This window comes from Amycolatopsis sp. NPDC047767 (genome assembly GCF_040704195.1).
GTDB lineage: Bacteria > Actinomycetota > Actinomycetes > Mycobacteriales > Pseudonocardiaceae > Amycolatopsis.
Genome location: NZ_JBEYSJ010000011.1, coordinates 92,698 through 104,483, shown reverse-complemented (window position 1 = coordinate 104,483; position 11,786 = coordinate 92,698). Strand labels below are relative to the sequence as shown.

General features: G+C 70.6%; 8 protein-coding genes. 1 reads left to right on the top strand and 7 read right to left on the bottom strand.

Annotated elements, in window-relative coordinates; all coding sequences use genetic code 11:
* Positions 1-66 precede the first annotated feature (66 nt).
* From AB0878_RS21490 to AB0878_RS21470, 5 genes are all read right to left on the bottom strand, one after another.
* Positions 67-1,146, bottom strand: a complete 1,080-nt coding sequence (locus tag AB0878_RS21490) for an acyl-CoA dehydrogenase family protein (RefSeq protein ID WP_366582014.1) — start codon at positions 1,144-1,146, stop codon at positions 67-69.
* Between the two features lie 121 nt (positions 1,147-1,267).
* Positions 1,268-2,191 carry a 2Fe-2S iron-sulfur cluster-binding protein gene (locus AB0878_RS21485; protein WP_366582013.1) on the bottom strand — a complete coding sequence of 308 codons (924 nt, stop codon included), beginning with the start codon at positions 2,189-2,191 and terminating at the stop codon, positions 1,268-1,270.
* A 34-nt stretch (positions 2,192-2,225) separates the two neighbouring features.
* Positions 2,226-4,007, bottom strand: coding sequence for an NAD(P)H-dependent oxidoreductase subunit E (locus tag AB0878_RS21480; RefSeq protein ID WP_366582012.1), 1,782 nt, complete (start codon positions 4,005-4,007; stop codon positions 2,226-2,228).
* 10 nt (positions 4,008-4,017) lie between these two features.
* Positions 4,018-5,955: a molybdopterin-dependent oxidoreductase gene (locus tag AB0878_RS21475; RefSeq protein WP_366582011.1), complete on the bottom strand. Its 1,938-nt coding sequence runs from the start codon at positions 5,953-5,955 to the stop codon at positions 4,018-4,020.
* Between the two features lie 32 nt (positions 5,956-5,987).
* Positions 5,988-6,974 (bottom strand): 2-dehydropantoate 2-reductase, encoded by a 987-nt coding sequence (locus tag AB0878_RS21470; protein ID WP_366582010.1) that lies wholly within the window; start codon positions 6,972-6,974, stop codon positions 5,988-5,990.
* Positions 6,975-7,266: 292 nt separating this feature from the next.
* Here AB0878_RS21470 and AB0878_RS21465 point away from each other — a divergent pair, with 292 nt between their 5' ends.
* Positions 7,267-8,004: a GntR family transcriptional regulator gene (locus AB0878_RS21465; protein WP_366582009.1), complete on the top strand. Its 738-nt coding sequence runs from the start codon at positions 7,267-7,269 to the stop codon at positions 8,002-8,004.
* A gap of 60 nt (positions 8,005-8,064) precedes the next feature.
* Here AB0878_RS21465 and AB0878_RS21460 read toward each other — a convergent pair whose 3' ends face one another.
* Positions 8,065-9,468, bottom strand: coding sequence for an OFA family MFS transporter (locus AB0878_RS21460; RefSeq protein WP_366582008.1), 1,404 nt, complete (start codon positions 9,466-9,468; stop codon positions 8,065-8,067).
* 173 nt (positions 9,469-9,641) lie between these two features.
* Positions 9,642-11,780: an acetate--CoA ligase family protein gene (locus tag AB0878_RS21455; RefSeq protein WP_366582007.1), complete on the bottom strand. Its 2,139-nt coding sequence runs from the start codon at positions 11,778-11,780 to the stop codon at positions 9,642-9,644.
* Between the last annotated feature and the right edge of the window lie 6 nt (positions 11,781-11,786).

Genomic DNA, 11,786 nt, shown 5'->3' with positions numbered 1-11,786 from the left:
CTCTTGATTTCGTATCGTGGAAGCTTTCTTCCGTAGTTCGAGAATAGCCGTCAGAGCTGTGCCGGGTCAACGGGCCGCGTGCAGTTCCCGGCTCGCGCCGTCGCCGTTCACACGGGCGGCGAGGTCCACCACGGTGTCGACAGTCGGCTCCAGCGCGCAGTGCGCCCGCGCGTCGCGGAAGCAGCGTTCGAGCACCGGGTCACCCGGGTAGCCCGAGCACAGCCGCAGCGCCACCTCGGTGGTCGCCGTGACGGTTTCCGCGGCGGTGAGCCAGAGGTGGAAGAACTTCGGCAACGCGTGCACGGGATCCCAGCTGTAGGTGGCGAACGCGTCGGCGGCCAGCACCCGCACAGCGGAGGAACGCAGGCGCAGGCGCGCGAGATCCGCGCCGGACCCGTCCCGCGAGACCCGCTCGATCGCCGCCTCCGCGAGGCCCAGTGCGACCGCCGCGCCGAGGCCGAGGAACCACGGCAGCGCCAGATCGAGCACCACCTCGGCTCCGTCGCCGTCCCGGCCGAGGACCGTGTTCTCCGGCAGCTGCACCGGATCCGCGCACACGGTGGTGGTCGCGCTCGCCCGCAGCCCCAGGCCGCCACCGGCGGCGGGCACGAACAGCCCGGGCGCGTGGCCGGGCACGAACCACACCGAAGCGCCACCCCGGCCGCTCGCCGGCCGGCTCGACCACACGTAGCTGTCGGCCTCCCCCGCCGCGATCACCCCGGCCTTGCGGCCGGTCAGGTCCACGACCCCGCCGTGCGCACCGGCCCCGCCGTCCGGCGCGAGCAGGCGGCTGCCGGGCCCCGCGTCGACGAGCGCCAGCGTGCTGAGGTGGCGGCCCGCGGCGAGCTCCGCGCGCACGGACTGGTCCGCGTGCGCCTCCAGCACCGCGACGGCCGCGAAGTGCGAACGCAGCACCGTGGCCGTGCTCGCGCACGACCGCGCCACCACCTCGACCACCCGCGCGGCTTCGGCCAGCCCGTGGCCGCCCCCGCCCTGCCGCCGCGACGCCGTCAGCGCCAGCACGCCCTTGCGGCTCAACGCGGCCATCGCCCCTCGCGGGAACCGCGCGAGCCGATCGGCCTCGGCCGCGGCCGGTGCGACAGCGGAAGTCACGACTCGGGAGATTTCTTCGACGGAAGGCACCATTGCCCCCTTCGCTCAGGTTTTCGGCAGGGAAAGAGCGCGCGGGACCCGCCGCCCGCGCACGTCGGCTGAGGCAGCCGGGACGGGGGACGGCGGGTCCGGGGCAGGCGGGTCGGGGCCGCCGTCAGGTGTTCTGCACGTGCTGCCAGCCGAAGCGGCCCTTGATGCAGAGGTTGCCGTGGGTCACAGAGCTGTCGTGCGGGCTCGTGACCTTCACGATCTCGTTGTCCTGCACGTGGAGCGTGAGGTTGCAGCCCACCCCGCAGAACGTGCAGACCGTGGTGGTCTGCGTCTGCGCGGACTCGTCCCAGGTGCCGTCCTCGCGTTTGTCGTGCTCGGCCTTGAAGCTCAGCGCGCCCGTGGGACAGACCTCGACGCAGTTTCCACAGTAGACACACGCGCTGTCGGGCAACGGAGTCGCGAACTCCGTGGAGATCCGCGCCCCGAAACCGCGGCCGGCCACGGAGATGGCGAACGAGTTCTGCCACTGGTCGCCACAGGCGTCGACGCACTTGTAGCACAGGATGCACTTGCCGTAGTCCCGCACGTAGAGAGCGTTGTCGACCTTGACCGGCTGACGGACGGTGGCCGCGGTGAGGCCGTCGACGGGCTCGTGCTCGCCCGGCAAGGCGTCGTCGCGCTCGTCGGAGGGCGGGGCCGGCGGGCCGAACCGCTCGGGGTCGGCGCCCGTCTCCGCCATCCACTCGGCGACGCCGGGCGTGGTCGACAGGTCCGTGGCCGAGCCGAGCAGCTCCAGTACCACCTTGCGGCTCGTGCGGGTGCGTTCGGAATCCGTGTGCACGACCATGCCCGGCTCGGCCTTGCGGGAGCACGACGGCACCAGCGTGCGCGAACCCTCGACCTCGACCATGCACACCCGGCACGCGTTGGCGGGTTTCAGCGTGTCGCCGTAGCAGAGCGTGGGGATCTCTTTCCCCGCAGCCGAGCACGCGTCCAGAATCGTCGCGCCCTCGGGCACCCGGACGGTCTCACCGTCCACAGTGAACTCGACCAGCCGCTTCGGCAGGCCTATCTCGACAATGGTCATGACTCCTCCACGGGAGGGAGTGTGTCGTCGGTAGTCATCGCTGTCCTCCGTCCAACGCGCCCAGCCGCTCGACGGCCGACTCGATCGCGTTCCACGCCGTCTGCCCCAGCCCGCAGATCGACGAGTCCCGCATCACCTGCCCGACCTCGCGCAGCAGCGCCAGATCGTCGGCACCGGTGCTCAGCTTGCGGCCGCCGACGATGCGGCTGACGGCCTCCTCCTGCCGGACCGTGCCGATGCGGCAGGGCACGCACTGCCCGCACGACTCGTCGCGGAAGAACGACGCGATGCGCAGCAGGAACCCGCCGAGGTCGGCCTGATCGTCCAGCGCCAGCACCACGCCGGAGCCGAGCGTGGTGCCGGCGGCGCGCGCGTCCTCCATCGTCAGCGGCAGGTCCAGCTCGTCGGGCCGCACGAACCCGCCGGCCGCGCCGCCCAGCAGCACCGCCCGCAGCTCACGGCCTTCCGGCACGCCCCCGGCCAGCTCCAGCAGCTCGCGCAGCGTGGTGCCGAACGGGACCTCATACACGCCGGGCTTGCGCACGTTGCCCGAGAGGCAGAACAGCTTGGGCCCGGCCGATTTCTCCGTGCCGATCTCCCGGTAGGCCGCGTAGCCGGCGGTGAGGATCAGGGGCACGTTGACCAGCGTCTCGACGTTGTTGACCACCGTCGGCTTGCCGAACAGGCCCTGCTCCGTCGGGAACGGCGGCTTCGACCGGGGCTCCCCGCGGAAGCCCTCGATCGAGTTGAAGATCGCCGTCTCCTCGCCGCAGATGTACGCACCGGCGCCGCGGCGGATCTCGATGTCGAACGAGAACCCCTCGTGCCCCATGATGTCCGCACCGAGGAACCCGCGCTCCCGGGCGACGTCGATGGCGTTCTGCACGAGCCGGCGTGCCCGCGGGTACTCGCCGCGCAGGTAGAGGAAACCCCGCGTGGCACCGGTCGCGAACCCGGCGATGGTCATCGCCTCGACCAGCGCGAACGGGTCGCCCTCCAGCAGCACCCGGTCCTTGAACGTGCCGGGCTCGCTCTCGTCCGCGTTGCACACCAGGTAGTGCGGCAGCGCGGGCTGGCGGGCCGCGCCCTCCCACTTGCGCCCGGTCGGGAACGCGGCGCCGCCGCGACCCATCAGCCCCGAGTCGGTGACCTCGCGGATCACGCCGTTCGGCCCGAGCCGCAACGCGTTGCGCAGGGCCGCGTAGCCACCGGTGGCGCGGTAGTCGTCGAGGCTCTCCGGGTCGACCGCCCCGACCCGGCGCAACAGCCGCAGCGACTCCCGATCCGTTTGGTGCAGCACCGGCGCCGGGCCGTCCTCAGTGGACGGCGACCGGCGCGCGGCCAGCACCACCGACGCGCCGGTGGCGGGCGCGAGCAGCTCGCTGCCCGGCGGGTCGCCGGCCTCGAACGCCAGCGCCGCGGGCGCCTTCTCGCACACGCCCAGGCACGGGCTGCGCAGCCACGTCACTCCCCCGCGCGCCTTGCCCGCGGGCCCGACGTGCTCGGTGAGCGTGTCGCACACCGTGTCGGCCCCGTTGACGCGGCACGCGAGGTCGGTGCACACGTGCACCACGCGTTCCGGCCGTTCGGTGAGCGAGAACAGCGAGTAGAAGCTCGCGACGCCGTACGCCTCGGCCGGCGGCACGTGCAGCTTCTCGCAGATGTAGTTCAGTGCGCCCTGGCTGATCCAGCCGACGCGGTCGTTCACCGCGTGCAAGGCGGGCAGCAGCTGGTCCCGGGCCGCGCCCTCGGGAAGCGCGTCGATCGCCGCGCGTTCTTCGAAGGAAGCCTTGGCGTCGAGGAACTGGAGATCCATCCCCGCCCCCTCAGCCCGCGACCGCGTCGGCGGGCAGCTTGTCCACGCGGATGGCCGCGGCCTTGTATTCCGCGGTACCGGCCACCGGGTCCGTCGCCTCGATCGTGATCACGTTGACGTCGATCTCGTCCGGGAAGTGGAACGTCATGAACGCCAGGCCCGGGCGCAGCCCCTCGTCGATCCGCACCGGCGCGACGATCGCACCGCGCCGCGACGAGATCTGCACCAGTTCGTCCTCCGCCACCCCGAGCTGCGCGGCATCGGCCGAGCACAGGTCGAGCGTCTCGCCCCGCCGGAGCGGCGACGGAAACCCGCCCGACTGCACGCCGGTGTTGTACGAGTCCAGCCGCCGGCCCGTGGTGAGCCGCAGCGGGAACTCGTCGTCGAGCACGTCGACCGGCGGGCTGTGGCGCAGCACGGTGAACGGCGCCGGGCGGCCACGCTCGGCCGGGTCTTCGGCCCACAGCCGGCCGTGCAGGTACGACGGTTCCAGCGTGTCCTCGCTGTAGCACGGCCACTGGATGCCGCCGAGCTCCTCGAGCCGCTTGTAGCTCATGCCGGCGTGCATCGGCGAGAGCGAGCGCAGCTCGTCCCACACCTCGCGGCCGTCGTCGCCGCTGTAGTGCCAGTCGTGGCCCAACCGGCGGGCGAGCTCGCTCAGCAGCTCGATGTCGTCCCGCGCGCCGGCCGGCGGGTTCACGGCCTTGCGCACCCGCTGCACGCGCCGCTCGCTGTTGGTGAAGGTGCCGTCGCTCTCGCACCACGCGGCCGACGCCGGCAGGACCACGTCGGCGAGCTGCGCGGTCTTGGTGAGGAAGATGTCCTGCACCACCAGGTGCTCGATGTTCGACAGGCGCTTGATCGTGTGCTCGCAGTCGGCCTCGGACTGCACCGGGTTCTCCCCGATCACGTACACGCAGGTGATCAGGCCGTCCTCCATCGCCTCGAGCATCTGCGTGAGGTTCTTGCCCTTGTGCGGCGGGATGTGCGAGCCCCACGCCGCGTCGAACTTCGCGCGCACGGCCGGGTCGAGGATGTCCTGGAACCCCGGCATCCGGTCCGGGATCGCGCCCATGTCGCCGCCGCCCTGCACGTTGTTCTGCCCGCGCAACGGGTTCAACCCGGCGCCGTAGCGCCCGACCTGCCCGGCCAGCAGCGACAGGTTGATCAGCGACAGCACGTTGTCGGTGCCGTTGTGGTGCTCGGTGATGCCCAGCGTCCACGACATCTGCCCGCGGTCGGCACGCGCGTAGGTGTGGGCCAGCTCCTTGATGAGCTCGGCCGGCACCTTGGTGACCTGCTCGGCGACCTCGAGCGTCCACGGCTCCACGGAGGCGGCGAACTCCTCGTAGCCCTCCGTGGCCCGCTCGATGAACGTGGTGTTGGCCAGTCCGGAGTGGATGATCTCCCGCGCGATCGCGTTGGCGAGCGGGATGTCGGTGCCCACCTCCAGCTGCAGCTGCCGGTGCGCCCACTTCGCGGTGCTCGTCTGGCGCGGGTCCACCACGAAGAGCTTCGCTCCCTTGTGGACGGCCTTGAGCACGTGCTGGAAGAAGATCGGGTGTGCCTCGCGCGGGTTGCCGCCCCAGATCACGATCACGTCGGCGTCTTCGATCTCCGCGTACGACGAGGTGCCGCCGCCGCTGTCGAACACCCGAGCCAGGCCTGCCACGCTCGGCGCGTGACAGGTCCGGTTGCACGAGTCGACGTTGTTCGTGCCCATCACCGCGCGGGTGAACTTCTGGGCCACGAAGTTCATCTCGTTCGTGGCCCGCGCGCAGGAGAACATGCCGAACGCCTCGGGGCCCTTCGTCTCCAGCGTGCGCCGGAACCCCGCGGCGGCGCGGTCGAGCGCCTCTTCCCACGTCGCCGGCCGCAGCACACCGGAGTCCCGCACCAGCGGCTCCGTGAGCCGGGCGTACGGCGTGGTGTCCTTCCTGCGCTTCATCTTTCTGCCTCCAGGAGGTGGTGGGATGGGTGTCAGCCGACCGGCACGGCGGTGGCCGTGCGGTTCAGCAGGCCGATGGCCGCGTGCACGTGGCGCAGCGCGGGCGCGGGCACCCCGGTGAGCTCGGCCAGCTCCACGACGGCGCCGATGATCGCGTCGATCTCCAGCGGCTTGCCGGCCTCGAGGTCCTGCAGCATCGAGGTCTTGTGGTGCCCGACGCGCCAGGCGCCGTCGATCCGCTTCTCCACGGAGACCTGGGGATCCGCCCCCGCGGCCCGGGCGATCGCGAGGGTCTCGGTCATCATCGTGGCGACGAGCTCGCGCGTGTCGTGGTGTTCGCACATCTGCGCCATCGTCGCCCGCGTCAGGGCGCTCAACGGGTTGAAGGCGACGTTGCCCATGAGCTTGACCCAGATGTCGTCGCGCAGGTTCGGCTCGACCGGCGCCTTGAGACCGCCCTCGATCATCGCCTCCGACAGCGCGACGCAGCGGGGTGAGACCCCGCCCGCCGGCTCGCCCAGGGAGAACCGTGTGCCTTCGAGGTGGCGGATCACGCCCGGCTCCTCGATCACGGTGGAGCAGTAGACGACGCACCCGATGGCGCGCTCGACGGCCATCACCCGGCTGGTCTCGCCGTCCGGGTCGACGGTCTCGACCCGGTGGCCTTCCAGCGGATGTCCGGTGAGGCCGTGGAAGTACCACCACGGGATCCCGTTCTGCGCCGCGACGAGCGCGGTGTCCGGGCCCAGCAGTGGCTCGAGCAGCGGGCCGCTGCTCGGGTAGGAGTGGGCTTTGAGCCCGAGGAAGACGAAGTCGACCGGGCCGATCTCGGCCGGGTCGTCGGTGACGTGGGGATGCGCGGTGAAGTCGCCGCGGGGACTGAGCACCCGCACTCCGTGTTCGCGCATCGCCTCGAGGTGCGCCTTGCGCGCGACCAGATGGACCTCGGTGCCGCCTCGGTGCATGGCCGCACCGACGTAGGCGCCGATCGCGCCCGCGCCCAGAACAGCAACCCGCATGGTGTGCCTCCCGCTCGGTCGAACACAGCGATTGCATACAGTATCCCGAGAAGCCGTGCGATGCCAGGATCCGGTGATGGGATTCGCCGATGACACCCGGGCGGAGCAGGCGCACCCGATACTGATTGTCATTTCAGGCCTGTCCGATTGATCCACTTCGGGTGAGATCCAGGCCACAGAGTGAAGAGTTGGGATTTTGCATACCAAAACCTGTATTCTTGCCTCAGCTCCACGAACTCCCGCGGTTTCCCGCATTCGGCCGGACCGCGTCTACCCGGACCAGAGGTGCCCCGTGACCCAGACCGCCTCTCCCCTGCCCGAGCGCGGGCCCACCGGTCGGCGGACGGCCAAGGGGTCGCTCGCGGCCAAGTCCGCCCAGCGCGTGGAGCGGCCGGCGCCGCTGCGCCAGGTCGTGTACGACGCGCTGGCCGAGCTCATCATCAACCGCACGCTCGAACCCGGGCAGCACCTCGTCGAGGCCGACCTGGCCGAGTACCTCGGCGTGAGCCGCCAGCCGGTGCGCGAAGCGCTGCAGCGCCTGCAGACCGAGGGCTGGGTCGACCTGCGGCCCGCGCAGGGCGCGTTCGTGCACATGCCCACCGACGAGGAGGCCGACCAGCTGCTCGGTGTCCGCGCCGTCCTCGAGACCCACTCTGCGCGGCTGGCGGCCGCGTGCGCGACCGAAGCGGACGTCGCCCGGCTGTGGGAGCTGCAGAACGCCGGCCTCGAAGCCCTGGCCGCCGACGACAGCGAAGGCCTGGTCTCGGCCAACGCCGACCTGCACGCGTTCCTCACCGAGCTGACCGGCAACGCCGTGCTGGCCGAGCTGATCGGGCTCGTCGACCGCCGCGTGCGCTGGTACTACACGCCGATCGCCCGGCCCCGCGGCCACGACGCGTGGGCGGAGCACGCCGAGCTGATCGAAGCCGTCGCGGCCCACGAAGTCGAGAAGGCGGAAAAGATCATGGCCCACCACACGGAACGCACGCGTCAGGCGTTCCACGAGCGGCCCGAAGCAGCCCGGGAGTGACGGGGCGGGCGTCAGCCGCCCCCTCACTCCCGGGCCCTGTACCGAAAACCCCGGCAGGCGTCAGCTGCCGGCGCTCCCGGTGGCCGGTGAGGCCTGCGCGACCACGCCGGTCTGCTCCGAGGCGGTCGGGCCACTGCGGCGGCCCGGCTGGCGCAGGAACAGCACCATGACGGCGGACAGCAACGCGATGCAGCCGGCCAGGACGTAGGCACCGGTGTAGCCCCACGCCGCGATCACGCCCGCGGCGAGACCACCGCCGCCGACACCGCCGATGAGCTTGGCGCTGTAGACGAGGCCGTAGTTCGTGGCGTTGTGGTTCTCACCGAAGTAGTCCGGCACGAGCGCGGCGAACAGCGGGTAGAACGCGCCGCTGCCGAACCCGGTCAGGACCGCGAACACCATGAACCAGAACAGGCTGTGCGTGTTGCCCGACCACATCACGCCGAACTGCGCGACCGCCGCGATCACGAGCACCCAGAACAGCGTCTGCTTGCGCCCGATGCGGTCCGACGCCCAGCCGACCAGGCCGCGGCCGACGCCGTTGACGATCGCCAGGATGCCGGCCGACGAGGCCGCCACGAACGCGCCGAAGTGACTTTCCTCGGCGAAGGGCACCTGGAAGTTGATGCCGAACAACGACACGCCGCCGATCACGATCAGCGTGACCCACATCAGCGGGAGCATGCCGGTCCTGATCGCCTCCATCGGCGTGAACTGCCGGACGGCCGGCGGGTTCTTCTCCAGGCTCTTGGCGCTGCCCGCCGCCTTGCCCTTCAGCCACGCGATCGGGTCGACCTCGGACGGCCACCAGTTCTTCGGCGGGTCCTTGAACAGGAACCCGCAGATCCCGACGACCAGCAGCATGTAGAGGCCGATGGCGTCGAGCGTGATGGTCAGGTTCTCGTGCCCGAGGAAGGCACTGAACAGGTAGATGAACGGCACCGAACCGTAGGCGAACCCGCCGTTCACGAAGCCGGTACGCGCACCGCGCTTCTCGGGGTACCACTTGCCGACCATGTTGATGCAGGTGGCGTAGACCAATCCGGCGCCCGTGCCGCCGAGCACGGAGTACCCGATGAAGGCGAGCACCAGGTTGCCGCTGTGCGCGATGGTGAAGTAGCCGATCCCGGAGAAGACCGCGCCGACGAGCATGGCGGTCTTCGCCGAGACGATGTTCTTCTCGCGCAGCCGGCCGGCCGGGAACGCGACCCCGGCCTGGAACACGGCCCAGATGCTGGCCAGCCAGAACGCGTCCGACAACGACCAGCCGTACTTCTCTTCGAGCGTGCCTTCGACGGCTCCCCAGCCGTACTCGAACACGCTCACCGCCATCATGGCGACCCACGGCAGCCAGACCATGAATGCGCGTGAGCGGCCCATGATGTCTCTGGGACTCTCACCGATCCGGTACTTGCGTCCGTTGTCGTCGACGATCTCCTGGTACGTCGGTAGGGCTGCGGTCATGAGAGTTCTCTTTCGTCAACGTTGACTTCGGTTCCCTCTGAGTGGGGTGGCTCCTTGTCCCCCGCCGGGCGCGACCGCGCGCGCCCGGCGCTTCTTGCGTGCTCGTGTCCCCCGCTGTGGCCGACGGCTAGGTGTCCGGCAAGATACGCCTCCTTCCTCCTCGCCGGAAGTGATCAGCCGAGCAGCCCGGCCGACCGCGCCCAGCGGTACTTGGCACCGAGTACCGCCACCGGCTTCTCGGTCGTGTACGGGTAGGCGACGATCCCGTTGGCGTAGAGGTGGTCGCTCGCGGCCTCCACCTCGACGTCCCCGGACAACGACGCCACCACCGGCTTGTGGATCCCCTTGCGGCGGAACTCCTCGACCACGTCCACCACGAGCTCGGCGAACACCATCGGCGGCGTGACGATCGTGTGCCAGTAGCCGAGGATCAGGGAGTGGATGCGCTCGTCGGAAAGACCGAGCGCGATCGTGTTCCGGTAGGTCGACGGCGGCTCGCCACCCGTGATGTCCACCGGGTTGCCGGCCGCGCCGAACGGCGGGATGAACTCCCGGAACGCCGCGTCGAGGTCGTCGGGGATCTCCATCAGCGACAGGCCGTTGTCCACACAGGCGTCCGACAGCAGCACGCCCGAGCCGCCGGCGCCGGTGATGATCACGACGTTCTCGCCCTGCGGAGCCGGCAGCAGCGGGATGCCGCGGGCGTACTCCAGCATGTCGTTGAGCCCCGGCGCCCGGATCACGCCGCTCTGGCGCAGGATGTCGTCGTAGACCTTGTCGTTGCCGGCCAGCGCGCCGGTGTGCGAGCTGGCCGCCTTCGCGCCCTGCGACGTGCGCCCGGCCTTCAGGACGACGACCGGCTTCTTCGCCGAGACGCGCTTGGCGGTCTCCGCGAACGAGCGGCCGTCCTTGAGGTCTTCGAGGTGCATCGCGACGAGCTGGGTGTTGTCGTCGTGCTCGAAGAAGGTGAGCAGGTCGTCCTCGTCGATGTCCGCCTTGTTGCCCACGCCCACGATGGACGACACGCCCATGCCGGCCGACCGGCTGAAGCCCAGGATCGCCATGCCGATGCCGCCGCTCTGCGAGGAGAGCGCGACACCGCCCTTGACGTCGTACGGGGTGCAGAAGGTCGCAGACAGGTTCTCCGGCGTGTAGTAGTAGCCGTAGATGTTCGGCCCCAGGACGCGCACGCCGTGCTTGCGCGCGATCGCCACAACCTCGTCCTGCAGCTCGATGTTGCCGGTCTCGCCGAACCCGGACGGGATCAGGATCGCGCCGGCCACGCCCTTCGCGCCGGCCTCTTCGAGCGCGGCGGGCACGAACTTCGCCGGGATGGCGAACACCGCGACGTCGACGTCGCCGGGTACCTCGCTGATGCTCGCGTACGCCTTGCGGTCGAGGATCTCCGAAGCCTTGGGGTTGATCGGGTAGATCTCGCCCGCGTAGCCGCCGTTGACGAGGTTCTTCATCACCGAGTTGCCGATCTTGCCCGCCTCGGCCGAAGCCCCGATCACCGCGACGGCGGCCGGCTTCATGATCCGGTTCATCGACGCGAGGATCTCCTCCTGCGTGAACCGCACCGGCTCCTTGGCCGCGTCCGGGTCGACCAGGATGCGCACGTCGACCGCGGTCGCGCCGGCGGCCGTGGCGAGCACCGGGTTGAGGTCGACCTCGGCCAGCTGCGGGAAGTCCGTGACGAGCTGCGAGAGCTTGTTCACGATGCCCGCGAGCGCCTTCTTGTCCACCGCCTCGCTGCCGCGCACCCCGTCGAGGACCTCGGCCGCCGCGATACCGTCCACCATGGACAGTGCCTCGGCCTCGCTCGTGGGGGCCAGCCGGAAGGTCACGTCCTTGAGCACCTCGACGAGCACGCCGCCGAGCCCGAAGGCGACGATCTTGCCGAAGGTCTGGTCGGTGACCGACCCGATGATCACCTCCTGGCCGGTGGTGAGCATCTGCTGCACCTGCACGCCGACGATGTCCGCGTCGGCGTCGTACGCCTCGGCGTTGGCGAGGATCGTGGCGTACCCGTCGGCCACCTGCTCGGCCGTGCGCAGGCCGACGAGCACGCCGCCGGCCTCGGTCTTGTGCAGGATGTCGGGCGACACGATCTTCAGCACCACCGGCAGGCCGATCTCCTGCGCCTGCGCCACCGCCTCGTCGGCCGAGGTCGCCAGCCGCTCGGCCGGGGTGGGAATGTCGTAGGCCTCGCACACGGCGCGGCCTTCGGGGGCGGTGAGGGACGAGCGCCCCTCGGCCGCCGCCTTCTCCAGGATCTTCTCGACCGCAGCGCGGCCGGTTCCCGTGGTCATCCAGCT

Bases quoted from the DNA above. Each gene is read 5' to 3' on its own strand.
- AB0878_RS21490 (WP_366582014.1), bottom strand. From the start codon at position 1,146: ATGGTGCCTTCCGTCGAAGAAATCTCCCGAGTCGTGACTTCCGCTGTC.
- AB0878_RS21485 (WP_366582013.1), bottom strand. From the start codon at position 2,191: ATGACCATTGTCGAGATAGGCCTGCCGAAGCGGCTGGTCGAGTTCACT.
- AB0878_RS21480 (WP_366582012.1), bottom strand. From the start codon at position 4,007: ATGGATCTCCAGTTCCTCGACGCCAAGGCTTCCTTCGAAGAACGCGCG.
- AB0878_RS21475 (WP_366582011.1), bottom strand. From the start codon at position 5,955: ATGAAGCGCAGGAAGGACACCACGCCGTACGCCCGGCTCACGGAGCCG.
- AB0878_RS21470 (WP_366582010.1), bottom strand. From the start codon at position 6,974: ATGCGGGTTGCTGTTCTGGGCGCGGGCGCGATCGGCGCCTACGTCGGT.
- AB0878_RS21460 (WP_366582008.1), bottom strand. From the start codon at position 9,468: ATGACCGCAGCCCTACCGACGTACCAGGAGATCGTCGACGACAACGGA.
- AB0878_RS21455 (WP_366582007.1), bottom strand. From the start codon at position 11,780: ATGACCACGGGAACCGGCCGCGCTGCGGTCGAGAAGATCCTGGAGAAG.